Raw genomic sequence first — 19744 nt, forward strand, 5'->3', positions numbered from 1 at the left:
CGCAGGCGCCGCTGTTGATGAGGAGCTTAAACGGTCTTCTGCGATGGCGCAGGATGCGGGCGTTTACACTTCAATCCGCGCCGGATTCTTAACCTCGATGGTGACGCGTTGCACGTTGCTCGGTGTGCGCGGATCGGTTACCACACTGCGCACCACCGCGCCCTTGCCAGCCGCTTCGCGCGTCTGCTGTGCGGCAACCTTGCTGCGGCCCGCTTTGTCCGGCGGCATCGCGATCGTCATCTCGACCGTCTCGCCCCGATCGGTTGCGACTTTACGGGCGTAGTCGTTCAACTTGCGCATCGCTTCCCGGCCGTCTGCCGTATTGACCTGACTGAGCGGGATATCGACTGAAACCGACTTGAACGCCTTTACGGATTCCGTTTTCCCGGTCTCCTTATCGGTGACCTGCACGACATCGGTTTGCACCGGCGCAGCCTTCGCACCTTCAACCGTTGTTGTCGCCTGCGCGGCTTTTTGCGCTTCCTCGATCTCGTTGCTCCGCGCGCGCTGGTAGCCAATCAAGCCGCCAACCACTGCACCGGCTGCGCATGCCGTGCCCGGGTCGTTCGAGGTGACCTGTGCAAGAACGGCGCCAGCCGCACAGCCGATTGCCGCGCCGATCATCGCGCCTTGGGTCTTTTCGTCCATGCTCGCGCAACTGCCAAGGAAGATCGGGACTATTGCAGCACTCAGGATTCGGATTCGTGTTGTCATGTTTTCGCTCCGGGAAAGGCGTGTCACTCGGCCGGCGTGCTGTCCGGCATGATGATCGTTGTTGTCGGCTCCCCCGAACCGACAACGACGCATACAGCGGTGAAGTTATCGTTGCCGCTACTTACTTTGGCGCGCAGCGCCTCACTCATCAAGCTTAGCCAGTGGGCGGGGGTGCTCGCCAGTTCAAGCAGACGGAGCATGTCTGTTTCTTCAACATACTCCCACCATCCGTCAGTGCACATGAGGAATGTGTCGCCCGACTGAATCTTGAGCGGCGTGCCTGCTACCGACAGTTCAATTGCCTCGGCCGAGCCGATCGCCGAAGTCAGCAGGCTTCGCTGCGGATGGCTGCGAATCATCTCAGTGGTGCCATAGCCGGCGTCGATGAGGTTTTGAACCAGGCTGTGGTCGCGTGTGCAGTAGGCGACCCTGCCGTCGCGGAACAAGTAAATGCGGGTGTCGCCTGCATGCCCCCAGATGGCCTCGTCCCGCTCGCGATCGATCAACAGCATCGCGGCCGTGGCGTGCATGTCGTCCTGCGTCGCACCACTTCTCTTGGCGTGAATGACCGCATCGTTTGCGCCGCGCAACAGTTCAACGGCGCGATCGGAACTGATCGCCGGGTCCGCCGAGAAGGCTTCCAGAATGCGGCTCACCACCAGGCGCGAGGCCATATCGCCGCTGCCGTGGCCGCCTGCTCCGTCGGAAACGACCCAGCAACCTCGTGTCTCGGAGCTCCAATAACCGCACGCGTCCTCATTGCGCGAACGGCCTCCGGGGTCGGTCAGGTACGCTGTCTCGAGCTTGAGCATCAATAGCTCCGCCGTTGCGTCAATCGCGACCGGGTTCGGACGCGAGTCGATCGATCTGCTCTTCATACGCGCGCAGGAACGCGCGCCCGAAGAGATTCTGGAAATCATCCTCCGCTTCGCGGGAGATGTCGGCGTAGTGCTGTTCGTAGAGATCCCAAAGGCGCGCCTTCCTTGATCCAGGCAGGACGTTGTCAAGGAAGCCGCGGTCGCTGATCCGCCCCTCAAGCTGTTCGGGTTTGAAGCGTTCGAGCACGCCGGTTAGCGCTGCGCGCATGCCCGCCATGAAACCGAACTGATGTGAGCGCAGGTCGTCATAGGCGTCGCGCATGGCCTTCACGGGCTCCATGAAACCACGCCCCTGCGGTGCCAGGAGCTGGACGAGCGCGAACTCGACATCCGGCGCAAATTTGAGGGGGTTGTTCTCCTTGCTGACGATCATCGTCACTTCCGCACGGATCTCTCGTTTGGTGAGCGCGCGCGCTGTCAGCAAGGCCATCGTGCCCGATACGGACTCGCGCAGCACCCGCCCGATCTGTTCCATGCGGTCCGGTGTCATGCCCTCCGGCAACTGCAGCGGGAAACCAAGACCCCGCTGGAATGCAGCAAGCAGCTCGTCCGGCGCCGCGCCAGGCGCAGGCGTTTTCGCTGCCGTCGCCGGTTGCGATATCGGTGCAGCTGGCGCTGGTGCCGGTGGGGCCATAGGCGCGACTATCGCCGGTTCTATGCGTACCGACACCCCCGGCGCAGCGGCCGGGCCGGGAACGACCCGTTCATGGGTGTCTGGCGGCGTCGGCGTAGACGCCTGGAGCGGTGACTCGGTCCAGGACACAACGATGCCCGCCGGTGGCGTGGCGTCGCCTGTGGGCGAGGCTGGTGCGGCTGCTTGCGCTTGCGCTGCTGGAATAGGGGCTGCTGTGGGGATGATTGGTTTCGGCGGCGTGAAATTCTCGGCCAGCATCGGTGCGTCGTCGCGAAGCGGTGCCGGGGTGGGGCCGGCTGCGGGTGCAGCGCCAAATAGCGCCAAGGGATCGGCCGCGTTGCTGCTGGCGGCAGGCGGTGCACTATGCGCTGAAAGTGCCGTGCCCGCGAATGGATCGGATGCTGAGTTCGCCGGGCCAAGTCCGAATAGATCGTCCACGCTGGCTGCAGGCGCAAGGTTGAGATCCATCCCCAGCGGTGGTGCCGGTTTCGGCGGGGGAGGCGGAGGCGCAAACGGGTCCGCCGTCGGGGCTTGAACGGCCGGCGCCGGCGTTGGCGCGGGCGCAGCCGCCATGAAGACCGCGAACGGGTCGTCGATCGGCGCAGATTGACGCGCGGCCTGCGACGGCGGGTTGGCGACCACTGGGGTTGGCGACGGTGTAGCGAACGGATCCGAACTTGGCCCCCCACCAAAGAGCCCCAAGGGGTCGCTTGCGATGGTAGGGGTGTTGACCGGTGTGACAAACTGTGCCGGCGCCCGGGTCGCCTCGGCACGCAACTCATAGCCACCAATCGCGAGCGTGTCGCCATCATTGACTGGCTGTCGATTTCCGCGCCCGACGGGCCGACCGTTGATCAGGGTGGGGTTGCCGCCATGATCCTCGATCAAGAAGACGCCGCCTTCGCAGAGCACTTGCGCGTGGAGGCGTGAGATGTGTCGTTCCGGGTCGGGCAACACCAGATGGTTTCCCGGCTCCCGCCCGATCGATCCTCCCTGCGGGCCAAACTCAACCTGAACCGGGCTTGGAGGTGGCGAACCTTTGAAGGTCAGTACCGTGAGACGCATAGCTTGAAGTCTTGCTCGCTGAATAAAGTGATCTTGTCGCTAAATGGCTGGCGGCGGCGGAAATACACGCGCTCCCGCGAGCGCTGCGCGGGCGCCAAAGTCCCATCTGGCCTCCAGGTCGATTGTCCGCTGTGCGGCCGAGGATAGGCTGACGCCAATGTCATGGCCACGGCACCAACGTGCGCCGGCAAGCCAACGGGCACCGTTTGCTGCCCATTGCTGCCGTGCCCGCGCCAGATCCGGCAGACGGACCTCCGGAGCGAATTCGCGATCGATTTCGTCCGCCTCCGGTCCGACCGGCACGCTTGCCCGCTCGCCTTCGACGTCAAAGCCAGTGACGCGAAACCAACCTGCGCCCGCATCCGCAGCGGCTGAAGGGTCTTCGCTCGACATCCATTCGAGCAGATTCTGGATTGCGGCTGGATGTCCGCTACGCGAGGCGAGTTTGCAGTGCCCCGCGTTCGCTTGGGGCGCGAGAGCTTTCAGCAGGCCCTCCGCGCCGGTCGCATCACCCACTGCCATGAACCATTCAAGGCCGAGTGCGTTACCGGCTTCCGCAAGCTTGCGTATGACCGTCGGCGCCCAGGGTTCGCCACGCCATATGCCAGCCTCCAGCGCGGCCGCACGGAGTTCCGGGTTCTCGTGGCCGATTGCCGCAGCGTAGGGCCGCGGGATGGGATTCGCCGCCGTGTCGACTTGAAGCAACGCTTGCCAGGCTTGCACTGCGATCGCCGGGGTAGGGTCGTCTAGCAGACGAGCGAGGCGCGAGTCGGCCGGATCAAGTCGGCGCTGCATCGCAAGCGCGAGGGCGGCGGCGGCGGCGTGCGCAGGGCTGCCGTGTGATAACGCGGCACGCAGGGTGGCTTCGGTGTGCAGCGGGGAAGCCATACCCAGCGCATCACGCAACCCATACAGTCGCGCGCCTTGGGCGAGGGCAAAGGCCGATAGAACAGTCTTCGCGGCCTCGGCGCTTCCGCTGCGTAGCAGGGGCCATGCCCCCGCAAACACCTCATCGCGGTCGTCGAGACCCAGCCGTTCGCCGACAACTTCCGGTAGTGAAGCAGCACAAAGCAGAAGCCCTTCGAGGTGGGCTTCGATGCGTTCGTTCAAGTCACCGAAGTCTCTGATCGTAAGTGTGGATGACCGAATCGCAGAACGACGGCGATGCCATAGATAGGCAAGCTCTTCCGCGTGGGTTTGGGCGAGCTCCGGAATGAACTCCCTACGACGAATCAGCGGCGTCGTGCGCATGGTTTCAGTTGATCGAGACACTGCCGGCTTTGATGCGCTGCAGGCCACGCGCGCGTATCAATACATCGTCGCCCTTCAACACCGCCTTGCCGTCGGCACGCAGATCGAGTGTCGCATCGCCACATTTGAGCGTGAGCACCTCGGTCGCTTCAAGCGTGAATCGGGCGGCCGGCGAAGGTGCGCGGTACGGACCAACGCGGCCTAGCACGACGCCACGCGCGTCACCATCAAAGAACTGGACCAGCACGGTGTCACCCACGTTGAGTGCGTCGACTCGCAATGCGTGGGTATCCAGCCAGTCGCAAGGGCGCTCCGCCCAAGCTTCATCGCGCACCCAAAGCGTGCCGTCTTCCGAGATCTGCGTGAGGCTGCAACGGCGGGTACCGGGTGCCGGGCGAGGGCCATTGACCGGAAGTGCGACGACGCTGCTGTTCTGTTTTGTCATGGCTTGTCAGCCTCTGCTCGGTAGAGTGTGGACGTATTGCGCTTTCCGATGCTTTGCCGCGCGGGAAGGCTGCGGCGATTCGCCATTGCCACGATCGGCTGGTGTCCGCATGCCAACCTGCGTCATACCATCACCCGCAGATGTTCTTCTTGTTGTGCCAGAGCGGGTCACCCATGCGGCACACGTTCTTGCCGTCCAGCATCACATTGAAGGAGTACATCAGGAATTCGCACTCCTGCTTGAAGGTGCCGCTCATGACGCCACCGACCGTGCCCGGTTCGTCACCGGCGCTCATCATGTACTTTGCGCCCTTGACCATCACCATGTTGCCGTCGGCCTTGACCGTCGAGGTGCCCGAGGTGGTATCGGCGGACTTGCCGATGTTTGGATACGGAATCGGAATTGGCGGCGCAGGTGGGGCAGGCGTCTTGCAGACGTCGGGAAATACCATGCTCATCCCTCCGCTGCCTTTGTGGGCGAACCCCTGGATGTTGTGAACGGTACACGGCATCGACGGTTACTCCGGCTGATTATGCGGCGCGATCCAGGATGGCTGCGGCGCGATCGGCGTGGTCGGATGAAGCATAGACCAGCGCTGGTGCGCGTCGGTAGCCCCGCGCGATGCCATGTGCGGCAAGTGCCGCAAGTGCGACACCGTGGGCCGCCCCAAGGTCGCCAAAGCACTCGGCGGGGTGCTCCATAGCGGCATCGTCCGCAAAGGCTGCGGCGTTCCGGATGCGTGCTACACCGAACTCTCGGGCCCAGTAGCGCTCGCCGTTGAAGGTGCAGAAAACGCTCGCGATTTGCGTCGGGAGCTCTGCCGCGTCGATCGCACTGCTTACAGCGCTAGCAAGCCCCTCGCCGAGATACGGTTCGTCTGAATACAGGTGGCCCGGCTCCTGACCAATCGCTGCGGCACTCACGTTGGCCAGGGCCGGAATGCCGTAGGCTCGAGTGGTGTCTGCATCACCAAGCAGAACAAAAGCGGCACCCTCCGAAGGCGAGAAGCCGTCGCTGACGGTCTCGCCGCGAACGCGATCCTCGCGATCGAACGTTCCCAGCAAGTGGAGATCGACAAGACTATCGACGCCACCGACCAGGACGAATTTCGACTGACCGCTCTCGATGCGCTGCAGGGCTTGCTTAATTGCCATTACCCCTGCGGCACGTCCGCGTGGTGCGGCAATACTGTTGCCAAGGTCAAAGCAGGGGCCGGCCTGAAGGGCCAGCCGTTGCAGAAAGCGTGCGGGCTCAATGGCTATGGTGGTGTGATGTTCCGGCAACGCGAGCAGTAGAGGGGGTGCCTCAATTTGCGGCGGCAAATCGCGGACGACATCAGCCAACGCCGCGTGCGCCAACTGGAGCATCCGCGACTCCCGGCTCGGACGCATTTGCGCCGCGAGGGCAGCATTGAGTTCCGGTAGGCCATCGTCGGGGACGCGCCCAACCACGAATGCATCGAATCGACGGTCGAGCCAGTCAATTGCTTTCAAGCGGGCTACGCGAGCACGGGTGCTCGCTGCGGTTTCGGCAAGCGTCAATCCGCCCGGGGTAATGCAGCCAGCAGCCAGGATTGCACATTTCATCGCCTCGCACCTCGCGGGTTGCTTACCTGGAAGCGTTTGAGCTTCAGCAGACGTTTGTCCACCACCAGCGGGGCGCGCCACACCATTTGCATGCGAGCGAGATCGGGCTCAAACAAGATCGTGTCGAGATGCGCCTCCGCAGCGATTTCTGCGCCGGCAAAGTCAAACGCAAGTTCAACGTCAGGAGTCGGAAGATCGAACGCTAGCGTGCTGGCGGCTACACCATGCAAGGCCACTGGCTCGCCGCCAACGAAGCGCCTCGCGGGTACGAGCGTAGAGGGCGCCGCGTGAAGGAAGCGTGGATCGAAATCCAGCGGGAGATGTGGGGCGCGGCCTTTTTGCCAAGCCGCATCGTAAGTGCCAGCGTACTGGCGACGCCCTAGCCAAGCCGGAGCGAGCGGGGCGAAGCCTACCGGCGTCGGGCGGTCGTACGGCGTCGTCATCAGGTTGCCCGGGTCTTCGATATTCGGAAGCGGACGCCCTTCAAGTTCGGTTTCCCATGAGGCGACGAACCCACGGCCCACCGGATTGCGGGGCTCATTTTCCAACGGATGATTTGGATCGGCGGGCGAACTGCCGCCGAAAGCAAACTCCCAACGCAAGGGCATGCGATCAAACGATAGAGGCTCGCTAACACGCCAAGCCTTTCCGTCGCGGAGCCAGACACGGTCGCCGGTTACGCGCAGCGCTTGCTGCACCGACCCCACCTGCATACGCACATCCATCGCTGGTACGGGCCCGGTGATCGAGACGGCTCGGCCGATCAACATGACATCCGTCGATGGTTTAAGCAGCGTAACGTCGCCCGCCGCACGCAGCGAGCTCTCCGCGGGGTCGGCCCAATAGACGTCGGCCGCAAGGAACCCGGCTTGGCGGGGCGAGGGCACCGGCCGGCCTGTCGAGAGGTCGTACGTGATCTTGACCGCACCGTATGCGGTCTCTACCCCGGATGGAGCCGGGAAGACCGAAAGCAGCGCGGCAAAGGGGGTACGGTTATCGACTTGAAGCATCGTGTTCCGTCGGTTGCTGGCGGTTTGAAGAAACGCATCGACCACTCAAGGCCATTGGGACTCGGGTGTCGCTCAAACGGACTTCCATACCGTGGAGGCCCGGAACACCAGACAGCATTCGCGTCCTGCTAGTTGTTCGCAATCTTGGAGCCTTTCATCACCAGGTCGCCCGATGCTTTGACGCCGATCTTGCCGCTGCCCTGAATCGTGATGTCCTTGCCCTTGATCGTGATCGTGCCGTCCTTCTTCAGCGTGATGCTCGCGTCACCTGTCTTGAGGGTGATTTCATCGCCCGCCTCAAGGTAGTACTTCTTGCCAACCTGAGCCTGCGCGTCCTTGCCGACCGATACGGACTGGTTTTCGCCGATGCTAACGGTGACGTTCTTGCTTACCGTTTCGCTCAGATCAGCGCCAATGTTGATCGTTTCATTCTTCCCGACGTTGCGTTGGCGATTCGCACCCACGTCGTGTGACTCGTCAGCGCCGACTGAGATACTTCTGTTCTTGGCGATCGTGGTGCTTGCGTTGGCGCCGACATCGAGGGTGCGCTCGGCGCCGATGGTGACGGACTCGTTCTTGCCAACCGATTCCGTACGATTGACCCCGATCGTGATTGTCTCGTTGTTATCGACAGTCTCGGTTCGGTCGTGCTTGACGTGTGTGGTCTCGTCGTTGCCGATCGTTTTCGTGCGATCGTGTCCAACCTGATGGGTCTCGTCGTTCTCGACAACGATGTCCTGATTCTTCTCGGCGTGGATGTAGACCTGTTCCTCGCCTTTCTTGTCCTCGAATCGGATCTCGTTGAAGTTGGCCGGCCCGCCCTGCTTGGTTGAGCGGGTTTTGATACCGGTTTGCGTCATGTTCGCCGGTAGCTCGTACGGCGGCATTTGCTCGGCGTTGTAGACGCGGCCGGTGATGATCGGGCGATCCGGGTCGCCTTCCAGGAACTCGACAATAACTTCCTGACCAATGCGCGGAATTGCCACCATGCCCCAGTTCTTGCCGGCCCACGGGTGTGATACGCGAATCCAGCATGAGCTGTTTTCGTCGCCGGTTGCATAGCGATCCCAGTGGAACTTCACTTTTACGCGGCCGTATTGGTCGGTATAGATTTCGTCGCCTGAGGGGCCGACCACAATCGCGGTTTGCGGGCCTTGTACAAACGGTTTCGGCGTCGTACGCGGCGGGTGGTAAGGCTGGCGACTCGGAATCGTTGTGATCGATACTTCGAAACGATCACCCTCGTCGTCCGTCGACTCATGGCCCGCATGTTCGATCGCGTAGCTCGCGCCAATGATCAGGTACTCACGGTTCTGATCCTCGCGCGGATATTCCGCGAGTTTGAACAGCGCGCCCGTGGTGAGCCCGCGAACATTGCCGTTGCCGCTGCAGACTTCGTATTGGTGACGTAGTTCTTCGATGCGCACGCGCGCCAGTCGCTCACCCTCGGAGCGCGCGACATATTCGCCCGGATAGTCAAAAACCTCGTGATCCGCCTGCGCGTGTTTGCCCGGAATCGAACCGGCCTTGCTCGCCAGGAGATTGGCCCCCGGTTTTGTGAAGTCGAAGTCGGTAACGGCGTATTTTGACGGCTGGATCTCGCGTTGCAGACGCCAGCCGCGCAAGCCGGGGCGCGCCTCGACACCGCGATCGGAATGCGGGACGAAATCGACCGTCTCGAAGCCAGGTTGTGCGCGGTGTCCGGCGTACGAGTCCGTCACCACCATCGTGTGCCGGCCGTTTGCATGCTTGAAGTAGAAGTAGATCCCTTCCTGTTCCATCAGCCGGCATACGAACCCGAGGTCCGTCTCGCGATATTGCACGCAGTATTCGCGTGTCGGATACGAATCGGAGAGCGAATACTCGACATCTGCTACGGCGTGGTCGGCAAATACCGCTTTGATGATGTCTGGAATGCTCTTCTGTTGAAAAATTCTGCAGTCAGCCGTGCGTGACAAGAGCCAGGCCCACGGGCGTACCGTGAGCTGATAGCGGTGAAAACGGCCTTCAATGCCGGTTTGTGCCATTGCAGTGACAAACCCGCTGAACTCCCGGAGTTTGCGCTCGGCGACCTGGACCTTGATGGTGACGGTTTTCCCGATCAGATCGTTGAGTTCAATCTGCTCTTTCTGTGAGAGCACGACAACCTGATACTGGAAAAGCCGACTGAGCTCTTCGTGGCCTTGCATCGACCGGAAGAGCAGATCCCCCCTCAGTGGTGAGGTGATCTCCACGAAGCTGTCTAGCTGCATTGATTCCTCCCGGCGTGCTCAGCGCACATCGGTTCTATTGCGGGTTGAGCCTCAAGAAGTTTGGCCAATGTTCGACTCAATTCTGTGGCTTGCGGGCGACCACCACTAGGCCTTCGACCGGTTTGCCGTTCTCCGTCCGCAGGATCGCAGAATCGACGGAACATCGCTCGAAACCGGACGCGCGCAAGCATGCTTCGATATGGCCAACCGTGTGGCTGTAGCGCCCGTGCGGATTGATTTTATGCCCTTCGTCCGCAATGGACTCGTCGGTTGCCTCGACGCTGAATGTGAGTACGCCTCCACCGCGCAATGCTCGCGCAGCCGCCTGAATGGGTTCGGCAAGCGATCCAAAGTAGCACAGCGTATCGGCGGATACGATCAAATCGAACTGCACCGGATGGGCCGCGATCCATGAAGTCAGTTCGGCTTTGATCAGCTCGTCATAGCAGGCCTTGCCAGTGGCTTTCTGAAGCATTCCCGATGATAGATCCACCCCAACCATGCGCCGCGCCCATGGCTTGAACAGCGGACCGCAGAGGCCGGTTCCGCAACCCGCATCCAGCACATCCAACGCGTGACACGGTGCGGGTAACACTCTGGCGCTTGCCTCCGCAACAAGCTCCGGCGCGCGATATGAGAGCTTCTGTTGGAGTTGCTGCTCGAAGCTCTCTGCGAAAAGGTCAAAGGTGCGCTCCACATAGTCGTCCGCTGCACGTACGGGCACGTCGATACCGCTGCAGGCGGCGTACATATGGCGTGGGGTAGGGTGGTCGGGCATGACCTCCATCCAGTGGCGGTAGACATCTGCCGCCTCCTGTAGGCGCCCCTGGGTGAAATAGAGTGCTCCGAGAAGATGGTGGCCGTCCGCGTGCTGCGGCATCAAAGAAATGGCCCGCGAGTAGTAGCCGATCGCGTCGTCGTGGCGTTCAAGCTGATCGCAAAGAAGTCCGAAATTATTGAGCGACTTGAGGTGATCTGGCGCGATGCTGAGCGCAGTGTTCAGCAAGGCTTCGGCTTCCCCGAAGCGATCCTGCGCCCGGCAAAGCGTTGCGAGGTTGGATAGCGTGTCCGGGCTCTCCAGTCGCAGTTCGAGTACACGTCGATAGTGTCGTTCGGCCTCGTCGAGTCGACCGGCAAGGGCGAGGATATTGCCGAGGTTGTTGTGAAAGTCTGGGAAGTCCGGGACCATCGCGATGGCTTGCTCAATAAGCGCTATCGCCTCGTCAGGGCGCCCTTTCTGATTAGTAAGAACGCCAAGAAAATGCAGCACATCGGGGTGTTCAGGAGCAACCTCCAGTATTCGGCGATACAGCGCCTCTGCCGGATCAAGCCGACGCTGACGATGCAGCGCTACCGCGTATGCAATGGCTTCTCCAAGGTTCAGCTCAGTAGCCACCTCCGCCTCAGCACTGGATGGAGGAGGAGCCAGACGTTCACTCGTATTCAAGGCTGAGATTCCCCCGGGTCGGCTTACAGATCAGAAATTCAGATTCGGTCGATTGGAGTGCGCAACGCTATGGTTGTTCTCCAGACGCAAGCTCAGCCAGTCGCACGTCTGGGCCAGACCATCGCGACTGGCGGCGGAGATGCTCCTCAAAACTCGCCATCTCCGCCTAGCGTTGCTGGCCTCTCGTGCGAGGACACTGTGGTGGTGGCAAACGCGTTCTAAGCCACCTTTCCGGCCTTAGCGTATGAACTCACCCAGAAAACGGTTGTAGTTCTCCGCATTCAGGGCCGCCTTCTGCGGGTCGTTTGCCGCATAACTCAAGCAGACATCGACCTTGTAGCTGAGATCGGTCGTACCGCCAACCTTGTGTGAGAGTTCGTGATACATGGTCTCCGCGAGATCGTTGATGTTCCCGTTATGCGTTTTGGGGACCATGAGTACGCGCATACCGCTACCGGCATGGATGGTTCGGCTGAACTGGTCCCCCGGGCCGTCGTTACGGATCTTCCAGACGTAGCCGCAGAGCCCACCTTCCTGCTTGTCGATCGCGTTCCCCGTAGCGTCTGCAAAGGTGATTGGACGCTTCTGGATTGCTTCGTCGATTTCCTTGACGATGCTTGCTACCTTCATCAGGTGAGCGTTTTTTCCGGTGCTATCAAACCACTTGCTGAAGGCCGTAAGGTCACCCGAAAGCAGGGCGTCCTTCGCCGCCGCCGATGCGGCCTTGAGAACCATTGTCGCCGCGATCAGTTGTTGCTGTTGAGGGATCGAAAAACCATCAAATTTGAAGGGCATGGCGGCATCCTCATTTAAGTTTCGGTCTGGACACGGAGCGGCCCGTCGGACCACGGGATCGCTCGACGAACGAGAAAGCGAGTTGAGGGCTCAGAACTCGTATTTGAAGTCTCCACTCTCCGTTCCGACGCGTACCCGTTGGATCGGTGTGCCTTCCATCATTCGGGTAAGGAATTCGCGCGAGATATCCGGCAGCATGGTGTTAGTCAGAATCGCGTCGATCATCCGCCCACCGGACTCGCTCTCAGTGCAGCGCGAGACCACCAGCTTGACAACGTCGTCGGCGTATTCGAACGGAATCTTGTAGCGAGCTTCAACGCGCTTCTTGATGCGGTTGAGTTGCAGCTTGACGATCTTGCCCAGCATCTCGTCCGAAAGCGGGTAGTAGGGAATCGTCACCAAGCGGCCGAGTAGGGCGGGCGGGAAGATCTTCAGAAGTGGCTCACGCAGTGCCTTGGCGAGGCCTTCCGGATCCGGCAGCAACTCCGGGTCGCGGCACATCCCGGCGATCATTTCGGTGCCGGCATTGGTGGTCAGCAGGATCAGCGTGTTCTTGAAGTCGATGAAGCGGCCTTCGCCATCTTCCATGAAGCCCTTGTCGAATACCTGGAAGAAGATCTCGTGGACATCCGGGTGGGCCTTCTCCACTTCATCGAGCAGCACGACGGAGTAGGGCTTGCGGCGCACCGCTTCGGTCAGCACGCCGCCTTCCCCGTAGCCGACGTATCCGGGCGGGGCGCCTTTGAGCGTGGAGACGGTGTGCGCCTCCTGGTATTCGCTCATGTTGATGATGATGAGGTTCTGCTCACCACCGTAGAGCGCCTCGGCCAGCGCCAGTGCAGTTTCCGTCTTGCCGACACCAGACGTGCCAGCAAGCATGAAGACGCCGATGGGCTTTTGCGGGTTGTCCAAACCGGCACGCGAAGTCTGGATGCGCTTTGCGATCATCTCCATCGCGTGGTCTTGACCAATGACTCGTTCGCCAAGCGTCTTGGCAAGATTGAGAATTGTCTCGACTTCGTTGCGTGCCATCCGCCCAACTGGGATACCGGTCCAGTCGCCCACAACACTCGCGACGGCTTGGTAGTCAACGGTGGGCAGGATGAGCGGGTTTTCACCCTGCAATTCTGCGAGCTGCCGCTGCACAGATTTGAGGGTTTCGAGGTGCGCCAAGCGTTCCGCCTCAGCGGCAGCATCGTCACTTGTCGGTGGGGTTGTGCTCTCTTCAGCAACCGCCTCCGCGGCGGCTTCGAGCTTGCTGCCGGTACCTTCCACCGGCTTGATGCCGGCGCGCAGTTTGGCACGCAGATCGAGCAACTGCGTAACGAGTTCGCGCTCGCCATTCCAGCGCGTCTCTAGCGAGGCCAGCCGCTCTCGCTCGTGGGCAAGCAGCTCGTTTGCTTCGACCTCACGCTTGCCGATATCGATGCCGATGGCCTTTTCGCGCCCAATGATCGCCAGCTCTGTTTCCAGACCCTCGATGCGCTTGCGGCTGTCGTCAACCTCCGCGGGTACGGCGTGCAGGCTTACTGCAACGCGCGCACATGCGGTGTCGAGGAGGCTTACCGACTTGTCCGGCAACTGCCTTGCTGGAATGTAGCGATGCGAGAGTTTGACGGCAGCCTCGAGGGCTTCGTCGAGAATCTGAACCTTGTGGTGTTGCTCCATTGTTGAAGCGACGCCGCGCATCATCAGTATCGCTTTGGGCTCGTCCGGTTCGTCGACCTGCACCGTCTGGAAGCGTCGTGTAAGCGCCGGGTCCTTCTCGATGTGCTTCTTGTATTCGGCAAACGTCGTTGCGCCAATCGTCCGCAGAGTGCCACGCGCCAATGCGGGCTTCAGCAGGTTGGCGGCGTCACCGGTCCCGGCCGCGCCGCCGGCGCCTACCAAGGTGTGCGTCTCGTCGATGAAAAGGATGATCGGCTTGGGACTGGATTGGACTTCTTCGATGACGGAACGCAGACGCTGTTCGAACTCGCCTTTCATGCTGGCCCCGGCTTGCAGCAGGCCAACGTCAAGGGAACGAAGCTCCACATCCTTCAGGCTGGGCGGTACGTCGCCACGGGCAATGCGCTGCGCAAACCCCTCCACAACGGCGGTCTTTCCGACGCCGGCTTCGCCCACCAGAATCGGATTGTTCTGACGCCGGCGCATCAGGATGTCGACAACCTGGCGGATTTCGTCGTCACGGCCAACGATTGGATCCATCTTGCCGCCGCGAGCCTGCTCGGTCAGGTCAACAGTGAATTTCTTGAGCGCCTCCTGCTTGCCGAGCGCAGCCGGCGCGATGGCACCGCTGGCTTCGCCAGGCGCGCCGCTGCCATCGCTCGGGACTCCGCCGTCTTCTGGCGAACCGGCAACGATGCGCGCGAAGTCGTCGCTCAAGGTGTCTGGCTTGATGCGATCGAACTGCTTGGAGATGCTGGAGAGTGCGTTGCGCAGGCTTGGCGTTTTGATTGCGCCAAGAATCAGGTGGCCTGTTCGTACCTGATTGTCCTTGAACAGCAACGAGCCATAGACCCAGCCACGCTCGACAGCGTTTTCCACATGCTCCGACAGGTCGGAAATCGCTGTGGAGCCCCTCGGCAAGCGGTCCAGCGCCGCAGTGATATCGCCAGCAAGTTTGCCGCTATCCAACTCAAAGTGACGCACGATGTGATGCACGTCCGAGTCGGGGTTCTGCAAGATCTGCGCAATCCAATGGACAAGCTCCACATAAGGATTGCCGCGGAGTTTGCAGAAAACCGTGGCGCCCTCGATGGCCTTGTAGCCTAGGCTGTTCAGTTTTCCGAAGAGTGCAACTCGACTGATTTCACTCATTGCTGTCTCGCTGTGGGGTGTAGGGTTGTGGAGTCAGACTTTGGATGCGTCTGGTGCGCTGCGCTTTCGCCTTACGAGGCGTTCGACGTCCAAAACGAGATCGGTCGCATCCTTTGTTCGATGCTGGCATCCGAGCCAACCACTCAAGCCGAGGCGACCTAGACGACCTAACGCCAGCTTGGGAATCTCGCCGCGCTTCAGAGTGAGCCGCGCATCCCAGTCATACTCGTGACCGGTGTAGTTCCGCACACAGGCTGCAAGCTTCGAGATCCCGACTGTGTCGGGGAGCAGCGCCGAGTATTCCGCAAACGATAGCGGACCGAGATGCAGGCGGAATTTATGCTGGCGATCCCAGATTCGTTGCCCCGCCAGCGCATTGCGCCCGAGGCGGGCGGTATTTCCACCTAGACGCGTGCGGTCGCGCGTTTCCATCGTCATCCAGTGACCGACAAACTGTTCGACCTCGGCGTGAATTCGGAAGGTGCCAGATACCAGCTTCGCGAGACCTTCTGCATTCCTGACCTGGCGGCTTAACAGCCCCGCATGGTGCAGCTTGGCAAAATCGGGCATCGCATCGCGGTTACGCAGCGATGGCAAGCCGACGCCAAAAAGGGCGCCCACCTGATAACCGAAACGATCTTCGTCGGGGCGGTCAAGGCTTACCGTTGGCTGCGCCTGTGCCCACGCACGGTAGAAGAGCGTGAGCAAGCGGTGGTGGAAGATGTCGGCGAAGCGGGCGAAAGTTGGATCGCCGGCATTCATCAGACGCCCGCGAGCGTACTCAGTCAGGTGTAGCGGCAGCGGGCCGTTTGGACCGAACAACCCGAAGAAGCGCACTTCGAGTCGTGGTGTAGGCGCATTGCTCGGGCGAACCAGCGCTGAGAGGCTTGCTGGCGCGAAGGACATGGCGGGTTCCTGCCCGAGCCGAATTGGCTCTTCCGCGGGCTTTAGCGCAGCCCCCCAGCGAGGACGCTCTGGATACAGACATTCCAAGCGCCTTAGGGTCTGGAAGAAGTCGTGTTTCCAGGGAGCCTGCGCGATCGCCCCAAGCAGCGCATCGCGGCTCGCTTGCCTTACAGCGTCGGTCGCAAGCCGCATCGCGCGCTCCAGTGCATCAGTTGTCCGCGCGACATCGAGTGCAGCACGGTCTCGGTGAAGCTGTTCAGGCTGACGTGGCGGGAGAAGAACCGCTCGAGCACGGCGCCAAGCAAGAACGCACTGCCCCCCTCAAAGGCCATTTCATCGACGGTCACAGCAATCTGAACGCCTCGGCCGAAGCAAAGCGGGCCCGGCATTGGCAAGCGGGTTACGACGGGCACGCTTTCGATCCCTCGAACGCCTTCGATTTGGCGTCGCATGCCGGCATCATTGGTGGAGGCATAGAGTTCGAGCAATTCGCGCAGAGCCGCGGCACCGGACTGTTTGTCCGTATCAAGCAGCGAAAGGTAGTTGAGCGAGAGGTGGCTAATCAGCTTCCAGGCCGTCACCCCATCGGCGATAGCGGCGTAGGGTTTTGAGGGGCCCTTGACGACCCGGATCGCGGTTACGGGTGCCGAGATGTCCAGCGTGAAGTCGCTCCGGGTCAGCCCGAACGGCATCAGGATCGGCAAATCACGGTTCGTGCACAACGCTTTCAGCGATAGCTGCCGCAGATCCGCGCGATAGGGTGCTTCGTTCGGGTCGACCAGCGAGATAAAGACCTCACTGCCGATATAACTCGACCTTGCCCCAACACGCTTTTGCTTCTCGGAGTAGAGACGGGGCTCCCGGCGCAGCGTATAAAAGCCGTGCGATGCGGCTTCTGCCGCCCCGATATCTGCATAAAAAGGCTCGAAACGCTGCTCACTATCGGGGCCGGTTCCGTGACCCGTGACTTCAACAAGGTCATAGACCTCGAAGTCCATCGGCCGTGTTCGGTCCACCACGACCTGAAATTCGTGGTTGCTGTCGTCAAGGTGGATACGGTCGGTGCGACGGGAGAAGAGATTGATCGCTGGGGTGCAGTTCAGCGCGAAATTGGCGGCTTCGACGACCCCCTCCAGCGCAGCATCGCCCCGCCCGAACAACAGGATCAGTTCAACTTCGTTAGCCTTGCAGCGAGAGAAGGCCCGCGCGAGTCCGCTGACATCAAAGAACAAGTAGCGCTGCGGGAATGAAAAATATTCCTGCAGCAGACGATAGCCACCGAAGGAGCGAGTCGATATCGGGAGAAGCGCGTCGGCATCATCAAATCCGGCGAGTTGAACCTGATCCGAGTCGAGGAATTCACTCCAAGACGGCGCGCCCGACGGTGGCGCAACGACTGCGCCCAGGCAGCTCGAGCCGATGAATTCGTGAAGGCGGTATGCGACCTCATCGGCTCCTGCCAGAAAGAAGCGCAATTGCTTGGTCTGCAGGTCAGAGAAGTTCAAACCGGCGGTGGTCCGCAACTGCAGCCGCACCCCGCCTTTCACGCGCGCGCCCGCTGGCAAGCGGGGTAGGGGTATGTCTGGCGCAAATGAGAAATAGCGTGCGCCAACCGCGTCGAGCGGCCACAGCGTCACATCCTGAGCGGTGGTGAATTCACAGGGCGTGATCTCGTTGCGTGGGATTACGCCTTGTAAGGCAGTGCCGCGAGGGATGATCACCCCCGTTCCCAAATTCGGGTCGCCCAACTCTGGTTGCAACTGCGCCACCAACATTGCCGGCGTGGGTGCCAGGTAGTGCGGGTACAGCATCTCGAGCAGACGCTGGGTGAACCTCGGAAACTCTGCGTCCAGCTTGAGCTGGACTCGCGATGTGAGAAAGGCAAAGCCTTCCATCAAGCGCTCGACGTATGGATCAGTCACTTCGATGCCATCAACGCCAAGCCGGCCGGCGATCTTCGGAAACTGCTGGGCAAACTCTGCGCCCATCTCGCGCAGATGCCGCAATTCGTCGTTGTAATAGCGAAGCAGGCGAGGATCCATGGGGCTACTTAGGCGTTAGCGTCGGCCAATTCCACTTGGCCGGTTTCGAGATCGACTTCCGTACGCAGCAGCAATTCGAGCGGTACCGGCTGAGCCCACAGTTGTGCAGAGATGCGAACACTCACGATGTTGTGCCAATTCAGAACGCTGTCCTGCGTAACCGCCTCAACCTGAAGCGTTTCGGGAAGGATTCGCGGTTCGAAGCGGACGATGGCTTCGCGGATTGCGCGTTCCAGGTCGCCCACTTCAAGGGTTGATGCTGTCTCGCCTGAGAATGCAGGTAGTCCGAAATTCAATACGGACGACTCGACGTCCGGATAGAGCGAGAGATCCTCGGTGGCCGACAGACGGGTTGCGTTCATGAGCCAAGCCAGATCGCGCAGCACCGCGGATCGAAGTTGGCTCTTGGTCAAGACGCGTCGCTCCCGCGCTTCGGACTGCTGGCTAGGCTCGTCGTCGGTGAGGCGGTCGAGCAACGCTGGTTGCAGCCGATCGAGCGGCGTTAATTCGGCCATGCCTACGCAACCGCAGTTGGTGAAAAGGCGATTTCCCGTATGTTCATCAACGGTTTCTCGCTGACGTTTGTCGTCAGCACCCGCTGTCCGAGGCCATGGAATACGCCGTTGGAAACCTCAACCCAATCGGTCTTCCGCGCCAGGCGGATCAAAGGGTCTGGGTCTTGCTCTGAACCGGGGTAGCGCGTCGGAATCACTCCAACCGCTTCACCGCCATTGGTGAACAAGAAGTGTGCAGGCATCCACACGAGATCACGCAGATCCTCCGGCGGCTCGATATCGATCTTCGCGAGTGCCGAATAAGGAACGAAGTAGTACTTGCCGTTGATGACCGCCTCACATACCGGGCCAAGGCGCATGTCAGCATCGGCAATCCAGGAGAAAGCTTCTCCGTCAATCGTGCCGGCCGAAGGCGTCGCATCGTTGAACGCCTGCTCTCGCAAGGCCGTTGCACGCGCCGCGTCGCCTTGGCCGGCCGCGAGCAAAGACTCAATTAGCAGCGCGAGCCATTGCTCCGGCATCCCAAACACGAGCGGGGAGCGACGACCCGCAAACACATCATTCCGCAACGCTTCGCAACGAAGCGCCTCACGATACATCTGCGCCATGGCAAGGGTGGATGCGTCGAGCTCTGCAGCAACGTTGAGCTGATTGAGAGCTCGATCCCACTGCCCTTGGACTGAGAGTAACTGGAACAAGAAAACGCGAAGTTTCGGATCGGCTGGGTTGCCCCTGACGCCGTCCTGCAGGTACTTGAGCGCGAGGTCAGGATCAGCATCGCGAATGGCTTGTTCAGCAGCGGCAACCGGATTCATAGGTTCGATCTCGCGCTAGGCGTGTCAGTCGGGTTGAACGTCAGTCTCAAAAATCATCGCGCCGCGTGAGCCACCAGTCTTGGTCTGTGGCTGATACTCAACGGCAATCTTCTGGAATCCCACTCGAAACACTTCACCCAGCACGGTGGAATCGGCATCCAGTCCGCCCTCTATGTGGTGGTGGGTAATCCGTGCTTTCTCCAGCGTGATCGTGAAATAGTCCAGGGCGTCGACACCGCCCGCTTTTCGAACAGAAAGCGTGAGCTTCTTGATCACCTCGTTGCTGCGCAATGCGGCCATCAGCGCTGTGGTCGCCGAATCCACACGCTTGGTGATTTCAAGCTCCTGTAAAGAGGTTCTCCCGCCGCGTTGGCCGAGCGCTTCGTGCGAAGCGTCCATCCCCCAAGCCCAGCTGATGACGTCTATTTCGTCCGGATGTTTGGGGTCAACCGATTCGCCCTTGATCACACCTTGCTTTGTGCCTTCGATTTTCACGAACATGTCGCGGTGTGACATGGGGTGCGAGCTCCAATCAAGCCGTTAAGTAAGACTCTCGACGAAACTTGGCA

At 60.9% G+C, this 19744-nt stretch carries 17 protein-coding genes; all 17 read right to left on the reverse strand.

The window, feature by feature from the left end:
• Positions 1 to 63 precede the first annotated feature (63 nt).
• On the reverse strand, positions 64 to 714 hold the full coding sequence (locus HH302_RS06265; protein WP_253945994.1) for a glycine zipper domain-containing protein: 651 nt from the start codon (positions 712 to 714) through the stop codon (positions 64 to 66).
• A gap of 23 nt (positions 715 to 737) precedes the next feature.
• Complete coding sequence (locus HH302_RS06270) at positions 738 to 1526, reverse strand: PP2C family serine/threonine-protein phosphatase (RefSeq protein WP_172199744.1); 789 nt, start codon at positions 1524 to 1526, stop codon at positions 738 to 740.
• A gap of 19 nt (positions 1527 to 1545) precedes the next feature.
• A complete protein-coding gene (gene tagH / locus HH302_RS06275; RefSeq protein WP_172199747.1) occupies positions 1546 to 3291 on the reverse strand; it encodes a type VI secretion system-associated FHA domain protein TagH in 1746 nt (581 codons plus the stop codon).
• Positions 3292 to 3330: 39 nt separating this feature from the next.
• Positions 3331 to 4401: a hypothetical protein gene (locus HH302_RS06280; RefSeq protein ID WP_172199750.1), complete on the reverse strand. Its 1071-nt coding sequence runs from the start codon at positions 4399 to 4401 to the stop codon at positions 3331 to 3333.
• A 145-nt stretch (positions 4402 to 4546) separates the two neighbouring features.
• Positions 4547 to 4987 (reverse strand): hypothetical protein, encoded by a 441-nt coding sequence (locus HH302_RS06285; RefSeq protein WP_172199753.1) that lies wholly within the window; start codon positions 4985 to 4987, stop codon positions 4547 to 4549.
• Positions 4988 to 5117: 130 nt separating this feature from the next.
• On the reverse strand, positions 5118 to 5438 hold the full coding sequence (locus tag HH302_RS06290; protein WP_246479868.1) for a DUF4150 domain-containing protein: 321 nt from the start codon (positions 5436 to 5438) through the stop codon (positions 5118 to 5120).
• A 79-nt stretch (positions 5439 to 5517) separates the two neighbouring features.
• On the reverse strand, positions 5518 to 6480 hold the full coding sequence (locus HH302_RS06295) for a beta-ketoacyl synthase N-terminal-like domain-containing protein (RefSeq protein ID WP_172199759.1): 963 nt from the start codon (positions 6478 to 6480) through the stop codon (positions 5518 to 5520).
• Between the two features lie 89 nt (positions 6481 to 6569).
• Complete coding sequence (locus HH302_RS06300) at positions 6570 to 7583, reverse strand: DUF2169 domain-containing protein (RefSeq protein WP_172199762.1); 1014 nt, start codon at positions 7581 to 7583, stop codon at positions 6570 to 6572.
• 128 nt (positions 7584 to 7711) lie between these two features.
• Positions 7712 to 9835 (reverse strand): type VI secretion system Vgr family protein, encoded by a 2124-nt coding sequence (locus tag HH302_RS06305; protein WP_172199765.1) that lies wholly within the window; start codon positions 9833 to 9835, stop codon positions 7712 to 7714.
• A gap of 76 nt (positions 9836 to 9911) precedes the next feature.
• A complete protein-coding gene (locus HH302_RS06310) occupies positions 9912 to 11231 on the reverse strand; it encodes a tetratricopeptide repeat protein (RefSeq protein ID WP_172199768.1) in 1320 nt (439 codons plus the stop codon).
• Positions 11232 to 11519: 288 nt separating this feature from the next.
• Positions 11520 to 12077, reverse strand: a complete 558-nt coding sequence (locus HH302_RS06315) for a M35 family metallo-endopeptidase (protein ID WP_172199771.1) — start codon at positions 12075 to 12077, stop codon at positions 11520 to 11522.
• A 90-nt stretch (positions 12078 to 12167) separates the two neighbouring features.
• Positions 12168 to 14897 (reverse strand): type VI secretion system ATPase TssH, encoded by a 2730-nt coding sequence (gene tssH / locus HH302_RS06320; protein ID WP_172199774.1) that lies wholly within the window; start codon positions 14895 to 14897, stop codon positions 12168 to 12170.
• Positions 14898 to 14930: 33 nt separating this feature from the next.
• Positions 14931 to 15995 (reverse strand): type VI secretion system baseplate subunit TssG, encoded by a 1065-nt coding sequence (gene tssG, locus HH302_RS06325; RefSeq protein WP_172199777.1) that lies wholly within the window; start codon positions 15993 to 15995, stop codon positions 14931 to 14933.
• Positions 15971 to 17845, reverse strand: coding sequence for a type VI secretion system baseplate subunit TssF (gene tssF / locus HH302_RS06330; protein WP_172199780.1), 1875 nt, complete (start codon positions 17843 to 17845; stop codon positions 15971 to 15973). The genes tssG and tssF overlap by 25 nt, the downstream gene beginning before the upstream one ends.
• A gap of 8 nt (positions 17846 to 17853) precedes the next feature.
• Complete coding sequence (gene tssE / locus HH302_RS06335) at positions 17854 to 18360, reverse strand: type VI secretion system baseplate subunit TssE (RefSeq protein WP_172199783.1); 507 nt, start codon at positions 18358 to 18360, stop codon at positions 17854 to 17856.
• Positions 18361 to 18362: 2 nt separating this feature from the next.
• The gene (locus HH302_RS06340) at positions 18363 to 19175 is read right to left on the reverse strand and encodes a type VI secretion system accessory protein TagJ (RefSeq protein ID WP_172199786.1); all 813 of its coding nucleotides are present in this window, start codon (positions 19173 to 19175) and stop codon (positions 18363 to 18365) included.
• 24 nt (positions 19176 to 19199) lie between these two features.
• Positions 19200 to 19691 carry a type VI secretion system tube protein Hcp gene (locus HH302_RS06345; RefSeq protein ID WP_172199789.1) on the reverse strand — a complete coding sequence of 164 codons (492 nt, stop codon included), beginning with the start codon at positions 19689 to 19691 and terminating at the stop codon, positions 19200 to 19202.
• Positions 19692 to 19744: the final 53 nt, after the last annotated feature.

It is taken from the genome of Niveibacterium sp. COAC-50, assembly GCF_013184235.1.
In the GTDB taxonomy this organism is placed as follows: Bacteria; Pseudomonadota; Gammaproteobacteria; order Burkholderiales; family Rhodocyclaceae; genus Niveibacterium; species Niveibacterium microcysteis.